Raw genomic sequence first — 15,544 nt, 5'->3', positions numbered from 1 at the left:
AAAGTTCAAGATGGAAGACTCAAGCGTCGAGTGTCGTATTGATCTGGACCTCCGAGGTCGTCACGATGCGATGGATCGGGCAGCGGTCGGCGATCTCCAGGAGCCGGGCGCGCTGGTCGGCATCCTCGATGCCCTGAAACTCCATCGTGATATCCAGGCGGTAGAGCCCGTGCCGCTCCCGACTGTCATCGCGAAGCACTGTGGCACTGACCTTCTCGAGGGGCCACGCCTTGCGCCGGGCATACATCTGTGCGGTGATCGCCTTGCAGGCACCCAGCGCCAGATCGAGGTAATCATGCGGGTCCGGCGCACTCCCCTCGCCACCGACGATGGGCGGCGCATCGACGAACAGTTCCTCGAAGGACTCGATCTCGGCACGCTGGCGCAGGCCATTCCGATCCTCGCTGGTCACCACGATGGTCATTGCAGACTCCCTTGTTCGATAGTCAATACACCTTGATTCCGAGTTCCTCGACGGCGGCGATCAATGCCTCGCGGCTGACGCTCCCTTCGACCTCGGCGCCATGCCGTCCCACCTCGGCGCTCTCCACGCCGGGCAGGGTCATCAGTGCCGTGGTCAGACGGTTGACCTGGTCGGCATTGTCGACCGCTTCAAAGGTCAATGAGAGACGCTGCATGGCACTCCTCCTGAAGTGGCGAATTGACGATCAGTCTAGCAGGCGGCGCGCGAGGAATCCCGAGTACCCCCTCGGACAAGGACAGCATCTTGCAATGCCGACTGCCCGGCCCCATCTCACATCACGAAACCGGCGTCATAATGGAGTCCTCATGACCCACTGGAGCGATCATCTACACGCAAGCGGTGCGCGTTTCGCCAGCGAGCGCCTGGTGGATTTCGGCGACCCCGACCAGGCGCGCCACGCTCACGACGACACCGTGGCAATGCCATTGCTGCACCTGGCCGTGCTGGAAATCGCCGGAGCCGATGCCGAGCGGTTCCTGCAGGGGCAGACCAGCGCACAACTCGAACTGGTGGATGGCGACTTCGCGCCGCTCACCACGTTCTGCACGGCCAAGGGGCGCATGCTGGCCAATGCCCAGTTGGTGCGCGTCGCCGAAGGACACTACTGGCTGCTGCTCGATCGCGATCTCGTCGATCCGCTCAAGACGCATCTGGGCAAGTTTGCGGCATTCTACAAGGTCGAGCTCCGCCGCAGGGACGACCTGGTCCTGATCGGTCTCGCGGGTCGGGATGCGCCGGCGCTGCTGGAGGCACGTCTGGACACGCTGCCGCCGGCGACCTGGCATCAGGCCGCGCAGGGAGAATCCATCGCCCTGCGGCATCCGGGCCCGGTTCACCGCTTCGTCCTGTGCGTGCCCCAGGCTGACGCTGCCGAGGTCTGGAACGCCCTGGCGCGCTCGGCGACACCAGTGGGCAATGCCGTCTGGCAGCTTCACGATATCAAGGCGGGCCTGGGCTGGCTGAACGCCGCCCATCAGGACACCTATCTGCCGCAGATGATCAACTGGGAGGCCTTGGGCGGCATCAGCTTCAAGAAAGGATGCTATACCGGCCAGGAGGTCGTGGCGCGGGCGCATTTTCGCGGTCAGGTGAAGAAGCGCATGGTGCGTGCGCAACTCTATGGCGCCGTGGTGCCCGACATCGGCACGCCGGTGCTCGATGCATCGGGAAAGCGCCATGGCGAAGTGTTCAGCGCCGCCCTGGATGCCTACGGTCAGGCCGAGATACTCGCGGTAGTGAGCACCAAGGACGATGACGCCCCCCTCGAAGTCGAGGGGCAACGGCTGAAGCGGCTCAAGTTGCCCTACGCCATCGAACGCCTCGACCCCGAAGAGCTTGCCGGTGGAGCATCGAGTCACTAGTGACGAATCATCACTCCTCGATACCGAAAAGGCGCCGGGCATTGGCCGTGCTCTGCTCGGCGACCTCCCCTACTGCCTGACTGCGCAGTTCGGCGATACGCTCGGCAACCATCGCCACTCGGGCCGGTTCATTCCGCTGCCCCTGGAACCCGGCCAACGGCATGTCGGGACTGTCGGTCTCGAGCACATAGCCCTCGTCGGGCAGCGATGCCACCGCCCGGTGCAGGCGTTTGGCGCGCTCATGGGTCGTCGCTCCGCCCAGCCCCAGCACGAAACCGAGATCGAGAAACTTCACGGCCTGCTCGGGGCTGCCGGCAAAGGCATGGATCAGCCCGCCAGCCGGCAGGTCGAGCTGCTTGAGGCGCTTGGCGATCTTGTCGTTGGCATGGACGCAGTGCACCACCACCGGAAGCTTGCGCTCCTTGGCGATGCGCAACTGGGCATCGAAGAGCCGCCACTGGGCCTCCAGGGTCTCTTCGAAGCGAGCGTCGATACCGCATTCGCCCACCGCCACGGTCTCGGGATGCTCGTCGAGCAGTGACGCGAGAGCCTCGACATCCCCATCGTCGTGCTCGTCCATGAAATAGGGGTGCAACCCCAGATTCAGGCTGACGTCATCACGCCCGGCGAGTTCGATCACTCTCGGCCAATGGCTCCGGGTCGTGCCCGGCACCACGAAGTGCCCGACCCCCGCCTCCCGAGCACGCGCGAACACGGCCTCGCGATCGTCATCGAAGTCTTCGAAATCGAGATGGCAATGGGCGTCGATCAACATAAAAAGCTTAGTGCTCTCTGGTGGCATTGAAGCGTACTTCAGGCCAGCGCTCCTGGGTCATCTGCAGGTTGACCCGGGTCGGCGCCAGGTAGGTCAGGTACCCGCCGCCATCCAGGGCGAGATTGGTGCTCGCCTTGCGCTTGAACTCGTCGAGCTTCTTGGCGTCATCACAATAGACCCAGCGCGCGGTCTGCACGTTCACCGCCTCGTAGAGGCAATCGACCTTGTACTCTTCCTTGAGACGGTGGGCCACCACGTCGAACTGCAGCGCCCCCACGGCGCCGACGATCAAGTCGTTGTTGTCCATGGGCATGAAGACCTGGGTCGCCCCTTCTTCCGAGAGCTGCTGCAGGCCCTTCTGCAGCGCCTTCATCTTGAGTGGATCGCGCAGGCGCACGCGCTTGAACAGTTCCGGCGCGAAGTGCGGAATGCCGGTGAAGCGCATCTCCTCACCCAGGGTGAAGGTGTCGCCGATCTGGATGGTACCGTGGTTGTGCAGGCCGATGATGTCGCCGGGCCAGGCCTTCTCGACGTGGGCACGATCCGAGGCCATGAAGGTCAAGGCGTCGGCGATCTTGACGTCCTTGCCGATGCGCACGTGGCGCATCTTCATGTTCTTGTCGTACTTGCCGGAACAGACCCGCAGGAAGGCGACCCGGTCGCGGTGCTTGGGGTCCATGTTGGCCTGGATCTTGAACACGAAGCCCGAAAAACGCGTGTCATGGGCGCTGACGTCGCGCGTGTCGGTTTCCCGCGGCTGCGGTGCCGGGGCATATTCGACGAAGCCGTCGAGCATCTCGCGCACGCCGAAGTTGCCCATGGCGGTGCCGAAGTAGACCGGCGTCAGCTCGCCGCGCCGATAGGCCTTAAGATCGAACGCGTGGGAGGCACCACGCACCAGCTCGACCTCCATGCGCAGTTCCTCGGCCTGGTCGGCGCCCAGCGTCTCGTCCACCTCGGGGTTGTCGAGCCCCTCAATGCGGATATCGTCGGGAATACGATTGCCCTGCCCCTGCTTGTAGAGGTGGATGACATCGTCATACAGATGGTAGACGCCCCGGAAATGTCGCCCCATGCCGATGGGCCAGGTCATCGGCGCGCACTGGATGTTCAGCACCGTCTCGACCTCGTCCATGACTTCGACCGGATCGCGAATGTCGCGATCCATCTTGTTGATGAAGGTCAGGATCGGCGTGGTGCGCAGGCGGCACACCTCCATCAGCTTGATGGTGCGTTCCTCGACGCCCTTGGCGCCGTCGATGACCATGAGCGCGGAATCCACCGCGGTGAGGGTCCGGTAGGTGTCCTCGGAGAAGTCCTCGTGGCCCGGCGTGTCGAGCAGATTGACGATGCGCCCGCCATAGGGAAACTGCATGACCGAGGTGGTCACCGAGATCCCCCGCTCCTGCTCCATCTTCATCCAGTCGGAGGTGGCATGGCGTTCGTTGCGCTTGCCCTTCACCGAGCCGGCCAGCTGAATGGCGTTGCCGAACAGCAGAAGCTTCTCGGTGATGGTGGTCTTGCCGGCGTCGGGGTGGCTAATGATGGCAAAGGTTCTGCGAAGATCGGCCTGTTGGGCGATTTGCGTGTCGGACATCGCGTGTTTTGTACCAGTCGGTGAGCGGCCAGGCATGGGGTCTTGCGAGGCGGGGCCGCGGATGGATTGTGCTGGCGCCAATTCTACGGGTTGCGAGCGCGTTGTTGTAGCCCGTCGCGTTGTTGTAGCCCCTCGAGGCAGGCCTCGTGCGCAAACGCGCCAGGCTGGGTCTATCCTGTATTCGTGAGATCACGGGAGAGTGCCATGAGCGATCGTTACGCGGTGGTGAAGGAGTTCGACCACGATGACGAGGTCATCGGCTGGAAAGTGGTCGATACCGAGAAAGACAACTGGGTAATGGCAACCCATGCCTCGGAGGGCGACGCCCGGCGTGAGGCCAGCGAACTGGAGAGAAGACACGCCGCTTCCTGATCATACCGACACGCTTCTTTCATGCTGACACCCTATGACTTCGGTGCCGTGGGCGATGGCCTGGCAGATGACACCCAGGCCGTCAACGAATTCCTCGCCTACGCCGCCGACCATGTCGTGCTGGACGCCAAGTTCCTGGGCACGTTCCGCGTGACCGACACGGTCAGATTTCGCCCCAGCGATCCCGAACAACCCTTCTTCGCCACGGACGACATGCGCCTGCGGGCCACCCTGATCGTCGATCGCCCCGCGCACAATCCCGGGCCCGGCGTCGAGATCGCCGGTGTCAAGGGTGCCGTGTTCAGCGGCAAGCTGACGATCAGGGGGGTCACCGGCTCCCGCTGGCCCGAAGGGCGCCACATGACCCATGGCGTCGTGTATGGCGACCATGTGCGTCACGCGCTGTTCGACTGGCTGTATGTCGAAGGCGCGCTGCTCTGGGGCGTGCAGAAGGTCGGCAAGGGCAAGGATGCCGTCGAGGAGATCGGCTCCAACAGCCGTGTCCATCACCGGCTGGTGTATTGCCACGATTGCGGCTTGTCTGCCCGGGACGGCGCGTCGAAGGCCTGGGCCGGTCGCTACATGGCACACACCGACAACGCCGACAAGCATGGCCGAGAGCGCTCCCGCGTCACGCTGGCGGCGTCCGTGCCGCCCCACATCGAGGACGCGGGGCGCAGTGTCCTCCTGATCAGGGGTAACGTGTACGGCATCGCCGAGGTCCTGGACGGCACTCATCTCGAGGTTTTTCCCCGCATTCCTCGGGACGTCGCCCCCGGGGACGAAGTGCTGTTCGCCATCGGCGGCGGCATCTACCAGGACAGCGTGGACTTCAGCCTGTGGTGCTATGACATGGTCGACGTGGCCTGGTGCGGCATCGGCTGGTACGACGCCAACTCCTACGGCAACGCCGTGCAGCTGATGCATGCCAAGAAAACCACGGTGGCCGGCCTCATCGGCCGCTTTCCGGACGGCTGGACCCATGGCGGGTTCATCGGCCAGCTCTACGTGGAAGGCGGCACGCCGGTCCGGGGCTTTCCGACCTGGGGCGACACCTCCTTCACCTTCGGCAACACCAAGGTCACGAATCCGGATGACTTCTACCGCATTCGAGCCAACCGGGGCGAGGAGTATCGACGAGATCGCTTCCCGGGGGTGGTTCACAAGGAGGACCGGGAGGAGTAGACAACGGCCGGACGGGGTCAGGGCCTCGCGGAGGACGGAATCCTGAATGGGCGCTGCCTGCCGAACGATGTGGAAGGCGCGAAGTGCGCACGGGCCAGGCCCGATCGGTTACCATGGCGCCAGTCATCCTGCCGGAGCCATCATGCAACCTCCCCTGCCCTTGCCGCTGTCGACACCCAACCGCAATCTGGTACGCCTGACCCTGGTCCGCGGCATCACCTGGACCGGCTTCTTGGCAGCGGTCATCGTCGGCATCGAGGTGCTGGGCTTCGAACTGCTGGTCGTGCCGGTGATCAGCGTCATCGTCGCCATGGGCATGATCAACGTCTTCACCTGGTGGCGTCTGGGGCGACCCCGGGCCGTCACCGATACCGAATACCTTCTTCACCTGCTGGCCGAGATTGCCGGGCTGGCCTTGCTGTTCTACTACACTGGGGGATCGACCAACCCTTTCATCAGCTATTACCTGATCCCGGTGACCATCGCCGCGGCCACCCTGCCCTGGCTCTATGCATGGATCGTCGCCAGTGCGGCGATGGCCTGCTACACCTTTCTGATGCTCTTCTATGAACCCGTTCCTCAACTGAGCTACGGCCTGGTGAGCCCCAACATCAGCCTGCACGTGCTGGGCATGTGGATCAATTTCGGGCTTTCCGCGGGCCTGGTCACCTTCTTCATCTACAAGATGGCGCATGCGCTGCGTCGTCGCGACATGGCGCTTTCCCGAACCCGGGAGGCCGCCTTGCGCAACGAGCAGGTACTGGCGGTGGCGACCCAGGCCGCCGGCACCGCCCATGAACTCGGCACCCCCCTGTCGACCATGGCGGTACTGCTCAACGAGATGCGCCATGACGTGGCGGGCGATTCGAGACTGGAGAGCGATATCGACCTGCTGCGCCAGCAGGTCGACACCTGCAAGTCCCGGCTTCAGCACCTAGTGGCAAGTGCCGATCGTCGTCGCCTGGCTGAACCCGAGATACGACCTGCCGCGACCTGGCTGGATCAGCTAGTCCAACGCTGGCTGGTGCTCCGCCCGGACGTGACCCATGCCATCGAGATCCTGGGCAAGCGCGGCGCCCCCGAACTTGCGGTGGACGCCACCCTGGAACAGGCGCTGATGAACCTGCTCAACAACGCCGCCGACGCCAACCCCGAGAACATCCAGATCACTCTCGACTGGAACAACGAGGAGGTGATCATCGATATCCGCGATCATGGCCCCGGTGTCTCGATGTCGATCGCCGACCAGCTCGGTGATACCTTCGTCTCTACCAAGAGCAAGGGCATGGGCATCGGCCTGTTCCTCACCCACGCCACCATCAATCGCTTCGGTGGCGGCGTGAGCCTGTACAATCACGAGGAAGGTGGCACCCTGACCGAAGTCAGGCTGCCTCGTGCCATCGCGGGACAGGCAGTTTAAGCAAGCCAATCAGAGGTCTATCCGACAATGTCCCCAGACACCCCGGAACAACTGTTGATCATCGACGACGATGAGATGTTCTGCCACGTCATGCAGCGGGCGCTCAGCCGACGCGGCTTCGAGGTACTGACGGCCAGCGATGCCGACGAGGCATTGTCGCTGGCAAGACGCTCGACTCCGCAACTGGCGACACTCGATCTCAAGCTGGAACACTCTTCCGGCCTCAAGCTGCTGCCCGAGTTGCTGGCGCTAGCCCCGGAGTGCCGGGTGGTGGTGCTCACCGGCTACTCGAGCATCGCCACCGCCGTCGAGGCCATCAAGCTCGGCGCGATCAACTATCTCTGCAAGCCCGCCGACGCCGACGAGATCCTTGCCGCCTTCGGTCGTGATGGTGGCGACCCAGATATCGACATCGCGGACAATCCGCCTTCGATCAATCGCATCACCTGGGAACACATCCAGAAGGTACTTCAGGAGAACGACGGCAACATCTCCGCAACCGCCCGTGCGTTGGGCATGCACCGCCGCACGCTGCAGCGCAAGCTGCAAAAACGCCCGGTGAGACGCTGACCGCCAAGACCCGAACGGGTCCGCGGTGCTAGACTGGGTCTACATTTTCAGAGTCTGTTGGCAGGAGGCCATATGCAGCTCTCGGAGCGACTCGCCATCACCGTAGAGATTGCCGAACAGGCTGGACACATGATCCGTGAGGCGCGGCAGGAGCAGAACTTCGGCCAGCATTACAAGCACGGCAGAGAGCTGGTCACGGATGTCGATGTGGCCATCGATCGCTTCATCGCCGATCAGCTCGAAGCGCGCTTCCCTGGCGAGGCCCGACTCACCGAGGAGCTCTCCCCGGAGCGCGAGACGCTGGAAAAGGGCGGCGATCTCTGGGTGGTCGACCCCATCGACGGGACGGTCAACTTTGCGCAAGGCCTCCCGCATGTCGCGGTTTCCATTGCCTGGGCCCACAATGGCAAGGTGCAACTCGGGGTGGTGCATGCCCCCTTCCTCGTGGAGACCTTCACCAGTACGCGCGGCGACGGGGCCAGGCTCAACGGCAAGCGCATCCGTTCGAGTCTCGTCACGCGACTCGAGCAGTGCTTGATCGCCACCGGCTTTCCCTACCGACGTGAAGGCCGTGCCCCGTTGATGCGGCGGCTCAGTGCCGTCATGGATGCCTGCCAGGACATGCGCCGGTGCGGTTCAGCCGCACTGGATCTGTGCAACGTCGCCTGCGGGCGACTGGATGCCTATTATGAAAGCGTATCGCCCTGGGACTTTGCCGCGGGCTACCTGATCGCTCAGGAAGCCGGGGCGCGTGCCGGCCACCTCTACCCCTGCCCCGAGAACATTCCCGAGGAGCTCTACGGCGAACACATCCTGGTGGCCGCACCGGATGTCTACAAGCCGCTCAAGACCCTGCTGATCCATGCCGACGAGAATCGCACGCCCGCTACCTGATGATAGGACCATGCAATAGTGGATGTAGTGACACTCTATTGGCGTTACAGGGCCGGATAGGGAACAATGATCACCTAAATTTCTCTTTCTTCATTTTTGATCTACAACAGGAGCCCATTGATGCTTACAGTAATCTTCGGTCGCCCCGGCTGCCCTTTCTGCGTCCGCGCCAAGGAACTGGCCGAAAGGCTCTCCGCCGAGCGTGACGATTTCAGCTATCGTTACATCGACATTCATGAAGAAGGCATCACTAAGGCGGACATGGAAAAGACCATCGGCAAGCCGGTGGAGACCGTTCCCCAGATCTTCGTCGATCAGACCCATATCGGCGGATACAACGAATTCGACCAGTACGTGCGTGAAAACGCATTGCTGTCCGAGCCGACGGTGAACTAGGCCACGCCGACTCTCCACGCCTGCAACGACGCCGACCCTCGGGTCGGCGTCGTCGTTCGTGGCGGCCGCAAGAGCTTGCCCCAACGTTCCCACGGCGTTGAATGCCCCTCATGCCAGGGGCCTATACTCCTTGAAGTGCGAACGCAGGGAAGGTACCCGGACATGCAGCGCGAAGAGTTCCTACAACAATTGTGGCTGGACTACATCCACATGCACCCCGAGCTCGGTGGGTCGCATCCCTGGGCGCGGTGCAACGACGCGGAATACATGGTCATCCTGACACTCAACATCGGCCCCTTCAGTGCCGATGCACTGCAACCCGCGCTAAGTCATTTCGGCTATCGTCGCATGGGTCGCTTCGCGATGGCCGACCGGGGCCTGCTGGTCATCCTGCTGGCACCTCCGGACGACGGCGCCTGGCTGCTGCTCGGCGAGTTTCAGGCCGGCGCACTGATCCGCCAGCATCGGCGACAGTTGCAGGACCTGGTCGATCAGGCACAGCCCCAGGACTGCCGCGGCCAGAACCTGCTGTGCCGGGGACGCCCCTGGCCCATGCCGGATTGGACAACCTACCGCAGCCTCGAGGAGGAACACCCGCTGGCCGCCTGGCTGGCCGTAATGGGACCGCGATTGCATCACGCGGGCTTCGACTGCGAACGGCTGGGCAGCGATCTCGTCACGCTGGATCGCAGCATGCAGCAGGCAGGGCTGATCGGCAGCGTCGATACGTTGAAAGGCGTCTTTCCCATTTCACCCTTGTTGCACTACCGCTTTTACCCCACCTGCCCCCAGCGCCTGCCTTTCGCCCTGGGTGACGAGCACCGCGTCGCCACCGGGGGCATCGCGTTCGTGCAGAAGAGCCTGGCGGGGGCTCATGAACGCGCAGTGGAGTTGCTGCTTCCGCATCACACCCGCTGCGAGATCGCCTGACGAGCGGCCAGCCTCAGGCGACAGCCGATTCAGGGTCGCCCCGACCCTTCCTTGACTCCCCGGAGTGGCCTTCCACTTCCTCGGGGAGGTCGTAGCTCTCGAAGTCGAATTCGAGTTGCTGCAATTCGTGACGGGTATCCAGTTCGTTGAGATAATGCGAGGTTTCCACCAGGGGCATCGGGGCGAAGGGCTCCTGCTCCACCTCGGGTTCCAGGCCGTGGCGACCGTGCAGGCGCACCATAACGAACATCGCCAGCGTCAGGGCTGCCGCACCGAGGAACAGCCACAGCCCCTCGGGCCCCACCACCTGCATCATCAGGGAAGCACTGAACGGCCCGATCACCGACCCGATTCCGTACCAGATCATCAGCTTGGCATTGGCCGCGATGATCTCGGCCGGCTCCAGCCAGTCGTGGGTATGCGCCAGGCTGAGTGAATAGAGGGTATGCAGCATCGCGGTATGCAGACACGCCAGGGCCACCAGGGCGAGGTAACTGTAGTCCGCCGCCAGCGAGATGAAGGTTCCGGTGATGGCCATCACTACCGCCATGCACAGGATCACCTTGCGGCGGTCGAAACGATCCGATACCCGGCCCAGGGTCCATTGCGCGACCAGCGCCACCATCGTGGTGATCGCCATGAACTGGGCGGTCTGACCGGTACTCAGTCCGATTTCCTGCCCATAGTAGGGTGTCATGGCAAAGAAGGCCTGGGCCATCAGGCCAGCGGTGAACGCCCCCACCAGCCCTACCGGTGCACGCCTGAAGATTTCTCGCAGCTTGATCTTGTGGGCGATGTCGTGACTGCCCTGGGAAGGTCCGTGGATACGGTGAATCGACAAGGGCACCAGGGACAAGGCGAACAGCATGCCGGCCACCGAGAACAGCACCGAGGTCCCGGGGTCGGCCAGATTGAGCATCCACTGCCCGCCAGCCAGGGACAGGGTCGAAATCACCATGTACCAGCCGAGCACCTTGCCCCGATTCTCGTTGGTCGACTCCCCCGAGACCCAGGACTCCATGACCATCAGCAGACCCGCGGTGGCGGCGCCGCCAGCCAGACGCCAGAGCAGCCAGGCCCAGGCATTGATCCAGAGGCCATGAAGCATCGCGGTGACCGCGAGCGCCGCGGCGCAGGCGGCAAAGACCCGGATGTGTCCCACCGAACGGATGCGCTTCTCGATGAAGTAACTGCCGAGCACGAAGCCCAACGAGAAGCTGGACATCAGCAGGCCCGCCATCTGAGAGGGAAACCCCTCGAGCGACATGCGCACCCCGAGCAAGGTCATGATGAGACCATGACCCAGCAGGAAGCTGATTTCACAGACGAAAAGAATCGGTAGCGTCGCCGGCAAGCTGCGCAAGAACTCCACCTCCTGTGGTGTCGTGCGATAAAACGACCTTTCGGCCGCGATCGATGAGCGCGGCCGGGCAACAGGTCACAAGGAATTGTAGACGATTCTAATGCCTATGATCCGAGGCTCCAAATCCTGCGGCGCGATCGATACGCATCGTGTTATGCACAGAAACTGTGGATAAGACTGTGCAGGATCGCTGCATGACAGAGCACGGCGACGATCATTGCCCGACTGACTTCCGATGGTCATTTTTTCACCATTGCCTGGGCGGCAGATTTCTATCGAACGTCTAAACAAAGGTTTGCAACTGTCGTGGTAGGCTATCGGTAGAGCGTTTCCGGAAGGCTCGCCTCGCCGTGCGGGGACCATAATGGACAGGACAAGAAAAGGAGAGGACGGCATGTCGCAACCACTTTGGCAGCCTTCTCAAGCACAGATCGAAGCGACGCAGATGCATGCCCTGATGCAACGCATCAACAACGAGTACGGCACCTCCCTGGAGGATTACGCGTCGCTGCACGCCTGGAGCATCGAAAACCTGGAAGCGTTCTGGTCACTGGTCTGGGAGGACAGCGATATTCTGGCCGAACACCAGGGTGACAGCGTACTGGCTCGCCCCGATGCGATGCCTGGTGCCCGTTGGTTTCCCGATGCCCGGCTCAACTTTGCCGCCAACCTGCTGCATCGCCGAGACGACCACCCGGCATTGGTCGCCTGCGACGAGCGGGGGCGCCGCCGAGTCATAAGCTATGCCGAACTTCATGACCTGGTTGCCAGACTGGCCCACGCCCTCAAGGCCAACGGCGTGACCGAGGGCGATCGCGTCGCCGGTTTCGTTCCCAACAGCGAGCACGCGGTGATCGCCATGCTGGCCACGGCCAGCATTGGTGCCGTCTGGTCGTCCTGCTCCCCCGATTTCGGCTTCAGCGGCGTGCTCGACCGCTTCGGGCAGATTCAGCCCAAGGTGCTGATCGCCACCGATGGCTACACCTGGAACGGCAAGCCCATCGATACGAGAGACCGGGTCGCCCAGATCAGCGATGCCATCGAGTCGCTGAACCAGGTCGTCGTCTTTCCCTTCCTCGAAGAGGAGCCCGAGATCGGCAGCATCGGCAAGGCCGTCGCCTGGCAGGAATATCTCGACAACGATGCCCGGGAAATCGACTTCGAACCGCAGCCCTTCGATCACCCGCTCTACATCGTCTACTCTTCCGGCACCACCGGCGCCCCCAAGTGCATCATCCACTCGGCCGGGGGTACGCTACTGCAGCATCTCAAGGAACTGCGCCTGCACACCGACCTGCGCAGCGACGACGTGCTGTTCTACTACACCACCTGTGGCTGGATGATGTGGAACTGGCTGGTGTCCGGGTTGGCCTGCGGCTCGACCCTGGTGCTGTTCGATGGTTCGCCCTTCGCCCCCGATCCCGGCGTGCTCTGGGAGCTGGCCGAACGCGAAGGCATCACGGTGTTCGGCACCAGCGCCAAGTATATCGCCGCTTGCGAAAAGGAGGGACTCGCCCCGGGCAGACAGCATGACCTGTCCCGGCTGCGCGCGGTGCTCTCCACCGGGTCCGCCCTGGCCCATGAATCCTTCGACTACGTCTATCGCGAGATCAAGCAGGATCTGCTTCTCGCCTCGATCTCGGGCGGCACCGACATCGTCTCCTGCTTCGCCCTGGGCTGCCCGATTCGCCCCGTCTATCGTGGCCAGTTGCAGTGTCGCGGCCTGGGCATGGCAGTCGACGTCTTCGACGATGACGGCAAGCCCCTGCGTGAGGAAAAGGGGGAACTGGTCTGTACCCGCCCGTTTCCCTCGATGCCCATCGGCTTCTGGAACGACCCGCGGGGCGAACGTTATCGTGACGCCTATTTCGATACCTTCCCGGGCATCTGGGCTCACGGCGATTACGCCGAGATCACCGCAGAGGATGGCCTGATCATCCACGGACGCTCCGATGCCGTACTCAATCCGGGCGGCATACGCATCGGTACCGCCGAAATCTACCGCCAGGTGGAAAAGGTCGAGGATGTGCTCGAATCGCTGTGCATCGGCCAGGAATGGAACGACGATGTTCGCGTGGTGCTGTTCGTGAGGCTGCGTGAGGGCATGACCCTCGACGATAAACTGCGCGACGAGATCAAGCGCACGGTGCGTGCCAATACCAGCCCCCGCCACGTGCCGGCCAAGATCATCCAGGTCGAGGATATTCCCCGCACCCTGTCGGGCAAGATCGTGGAACTGGCGGTACGCAACGTGGTGCATGGCCGCCCCGTCAAGAACAAGGATGCCTTGGCCAACCCGGAATCCCTCAAGATGTACGAGGACATCCCCGATCTACAGCAATGATACCGGCAGCCCGGGATATCTTTCGGCCATCCCGGGCTGGGCAGCATCCCCGCCTTCCAGTAGCATAACCCCAAGTCATTGAAGGAGAATGGGATGTCGACCCTGAAAGGGCTCGTCAGCATGCTGCTGCTGGTGCTCAGCACCCTGTTTTGGGCGGTTCCGCTATACGTCCTGGCACTGCTCAAGTTGATCACCCCCACCCGGCAGTTGCGGTTGCACCTGCTAGCGGGGCTCAATCAGATCGCACTGGCCTGGATCGGCACCAACCTCTGGTGGATGAAGCGCTGGCTCAAGCCACGTCTCGATATTCATCTTCCCGAGGGGTTGTCGCCGCATCAATGGTGGCTGGTGATCGTCAATCACCGCAGCTGGACCGACATCTTCATGCTGCAACTGGCGCTGCATCGGCGCATCCCCATGCCCCGCTTCTTCCTCAAGCGTGAATTGATCTGGGTACCGGTCATCGGGCTTGCCTGGTGGGCGCTGGAGTTTCCCTTCATGCGCCGCTACAAGCGCGATCGCCTGGCGCGCGACCCGCATCTCGCCCAGCGCGATCGTCAGGCCACCCAGCGACTGTGCGAGCACGCCCGGCAGATGCCCATGGCGATCTACAACTTCGTCGAGGGCACGCGCTTCACTCCCGACAAGCACAAGGCCCAGGCCAGCCCCTACCGGCATCTGCTGAAACCCAAGGCCGGCGGTACCGCTCAGGTCGTCGGTCTACTCGGTAAGCGACTGAACGGCATTCTCGATGTCACGCTCGCCTATACTCGGGACAACCCCAGCTTCTGGGACTTCCTGTGTGGCCGAGAGGGTCCCGCCATCTTGTACGCGCAGCGTCTCGACCTTCCCCACTGGATGCCAAATGGCGATTATCATCAGGATCCGCAGTACAAGGAACGCTTTCAGACATGGCTCAACGCCTTATGGCAGGAAAAAGACCGTACCTTGGCGTCACTGCGCTGATCCTGTTGCTGTTGACCGTGCTGAGTGGTTGCGGCCCGATCCCCACCTCCTCGACGTGGCGTGGTGCGCCCATGGCCGGCAACTGGGTGACTATCCAGCGCGGCGACACCCTGGGAGTCATTGCACGTCAGGCCGGCATTCCGCTCCTGCGCCTGCAGCGCTTCAATCCCGGCGTCGAGGCACGCCATCTCGCCATCGGTGAGCGTATCCTGGTGCCCACCTCCAACGAGCGCGCCCCTTCCGGCGGCCCCTACCGCTATCAGGTAAGGCCCGGCGATACCTATTCGAGCATCGCCCGTCATTTCCGGACCACCCCTGGACGCATCCAGACCGCCAACCGAGGCGCCGATCCTGGCACATTGCGCATCGGGCAAATCATTCAGGTGCCATTGCGCGGCACGCCCGCCAGTAGTGCGACCACGGCCGCCAAGCCGCAAAAGCGCTCGAACCCTGCACCGGTGAGACGTTCCGATCCCGGACCGATGAGCGGGGGGACGAAAGACTGGCAATGGCCTCTCAACGATTACCGAATCGTGCGTCACTTCGGCGCCGACAAGCACGGCACCCTGCAACCGATGCTGCTCAGCACCCGGGCGGGCAGCCAGGCCCGGGTGGTGGCCGACGGCCAGGTCAGCTTCGCCAGCAGCATGCGTCAGCTGGGCCGGGTCGTGATCGTCCACCATGCGGACAACCTGCAGACCGTCTACGCCCTGTGCGATGTGCTGAAGGTCAATGACGGCGATCGAATCAAGGCAGGCACGCCGGTATGCACGGTGGGTTACAGCGGGGCAACCCAGCGTTACGACCTGCTGTTCGATGTGCGCCATGGCGGCAAGCCCATCGATCCTCGCAAGGTGCTCCGCTAGCCGGCCCAGGTTTTGTCACGC

Annotated in this window: 16 protein-coding genes; 11 read left to right on the top strand and 5 right to left on the bottom strand. The window is 63.0% G+C overall.

Translation table 11 applies throughout. The features are described 5' to 3' along the window. Positions 1 to 19: 19 nt before the first annotated feature. Both BUA41_RS06965 and BUA41_RS06960 read right to left on the bottom strand, forming a co-directional pair. Complete coding sequence (locus tag BUA41_RS06965) at positions 20 to 424, bottom strand: OsmC family protein (RefSeq protein ID WP_072821142.1); 405 nt, start codon at positions 422 to 424, stop codon at positions 20 to 22. A gap of 22 nt (positions 425 to 446) precedes the next feature. Next, positions 447 to 638, bottom strand: a complete 192-nt coding sequence (locus tag BUA41_RS06960) for a hypothetical protein (protein WP_072821140.1) — start codon at positions 636 to 638, stop codon at positions 447 to 449. A gap of 151 nt (positions 639 to 789) precedes the next feature. On the opposite strand from BUA41_RS06960, the gene ygfZ reads away from it, so the two are divergent. Continuing rightward, positions 790 to 1,845, top strand: a complete 1,056-nt coding sequence (gene ygfZ, locus BUA41_RS06955) for a CAF17-like 4Fe-4S cluster assembly/insertion protein YgfZ (protein ID WP_084671242.1) — start codon at positions 790 to 792, stop codon at positions 1,843 to 1,845. Positions 1,846 to 1,855: 10 nt separating this feature from the next. On the opposite strand, the gene BUA41_RS06950 is transcribed toward ygfZ, so the two are convergent. Both BUA41_RS06950 and BUA41_RS06945 read right to left on the bottom strand, forming a co-directional pair. Next, positions 1,856 to 2,620 carry a TatD family hydrolase gene (locus tag BUA41_RS06950; protein ID WP_072821138.1) on the bottom strand — a complete coding sequence of 255 codons (765 nt, stop codon included), beginning with the start codon at positions 2,618 to 2,620 and terminating at the stop codon, positions 1,856 to 1,858. Between the two features lie 7 nt (positions 2,621 to 2,627). Continuing rightward, positions 2,628 to 4,217: a peptide chain release factor 3 gene (locus BUA41_RS06945; protein ID WP_072821136.1), complete on the bottom strand. Its 1,590-nt coding sequence runs from the start codon at positions 4,215 to 4,217 to the stop codon at positions 2,628 to 2,630. A gap of 204 nt (positions 4,218 to 4,421) precedes the next feature. Here BUA41_RS06945 and BUA41_RS19190 point away from each other — a divergent pair, with 204 nt between their 5' ends. The 7 genes from BUA41_RS19190 to BUA41_RS06915 all read left to right on the top strand — a co-directional run bounded on the left by BUA41_RS19190 (position 4,422) and on the right by BUA41_RS06915 (position 9,984). Further along, positions 4,422 to 4,589 (top strand): SH2 domain-containing protein, encoded by a 168-nt coding sequence (locus tag BUA41_RS19190; RefSeq protein WP_175546940.1) that lies wholly within the window; start codon positions 4,422 to 4,424, stop codon positions 4,587 to 4,589. 21 nt (positions 4,590 to 4,610) lie between these two features. Further along, positions 4,611 to 5,774, top strand: coding sequence for a hypothetical protein (locus BUA41_RS06940; RefSeq protein WP_072821134.1), 1,164 nt, complete (start codon positions 4,611 to 4,613; stop codon positions 5,772 to 5,774). Between the two features lie 142 nt (positions 5,775 to 5,916). Further along, entirely contained in the window at positions 5,917 to 7,194 is a 1,278-nt protein-coding gene (locus BUA41_RS06935) for an ATP-binding protein (protein WP_072821132.1), read from the top strand. Between the two features lie 27 nt (positions 7,195 to 7,221). Next, positions 7,222 to 7,764: a response regulator transcription factor gene (locus BUA41_RS06930; RefSeq protein WP_072821130.1), complete on the top strand. Its 543-nt coding sequence runs from the start codon at positions 7,222 to 7,224 to the stop codon at positions 7,762 to 7,764. Between the two features lie 72 nt (positions 7,765 to 7,836). Further along, positions 7,837 to 8,658 (top strand): inositol monophosphatase family protein, encoded by an 822-nt coding sequence (locus BUA41_RS06925; protein ID WP_072821128.1) that lies wholly within the window; start codon positions 7,837 to 7,839, stop codon positions 8,656 to 8,658. Between the two features lie 120 nt (positions 8,659 to 8,778). After that, positions 8,779 to 9,054 carry a GrxA family glutaredoxin gene (locus BUA41_RS06920; protein ID WP_072821126.1) on the top strand — a complete coding sequence of 92 codons (276 nt, stop codon included), beginning with the start codon at positions 8,779 to 8,781 and terminating at the stop codon, positions 9,052 to 9,054. A 162-nt stretch (positions 9,055 to 9,216) separates the two neighbouring features. After that, positions 9,217 to 9,984: a VOC family protein gene (locus BUA41_RS06915; RefSeq protein ID WP_072821124.1), complete on the top strand. Its 768-nt coding sequence runs from the start codon at positions 9,217 to 9,219 to the stop codon at positions 9,982 to 9,984. A 13-nt stretch (positions 9,985 to 9,997) separates the two neighbouring features. Here the strand turns inward: BUA41_RS06915 and BUA41_RS06910 are convergent, their stop codons facing one another. Then, entirely contained in the window at positions 9,998 to 11,347 is a 1,350-nt protein-coding gene (locus tag BUA41_RS06910; protein WP_072821349.1) for an MFS transporter, read from the bottom strand. A gap of 394 nt (positions 11,348 to 11,741) precedes the next feature. Between BUA41_RS06910 and BUA41_RS06905 the strand changes: the two genes are divergently transcribed. From BUA41_RS06905 to BUA41_RS06895, 3 genes are all read left to right on the top strand, one after another. Next, complete coding sequence (locus tag BUA41_RS06905; protein ID WP_072821122.1) at positions 11,742 to 13,691, top strand: acetoacetate--CoA ligase; 1,950 nt, start codon at positions 11,742 to 11,744, stop codon at positions 13,689 to 13,691. A gap of 93 nt (positions 13,692 to 13,784) precedes the next feature. Further along, positions 13,785 to 14,657: a 1-acylglycerol-3-phosphate O-acyltransferase, YihG family gene (yihG, locus tag BUA41_RS06900; protein WP_072821120.1), complete on the top strand. Its 873-nt coding sequence runs from the start codon at positions 13,785 to 13,787 to the stop codon at positions 14,655 to 14,657. After that, the gene (locus BUA41_RS06895; RefSeq protein ID WP_245791867.1) at positions 14,603 to 15,523 is read left to right on the top strand and encodes a LysM peptidoglycan-binding domain-containing protein; all 921 of its coding nucleotides are present in this window, start codon (positions 14,603 to 14,605) and stop codon (positions 15,521 to 15,523) included. Before yihG ends, BUA41_RS06895 begins: the two co-directional genes overlap by 55 nt. Positions 15,524 to 15,544: the final 21 nt, after the last annotated feature.

Source organism: Modicisalibacter ilicicola DSM 19980 (genome assembly GCF_900128925.1).
Lineage (GTDB): Bacteria > Pseudomonadota > Gammaproteobacteria > Pseudomonadales > Halomonadaceae > Modicisalibacter > Modicisalibacter ilicicola.
Note: the sequence above shows the minus strand (reverse complement) of the source record. Positions and strands in the feature narration are given on the sequence as shown.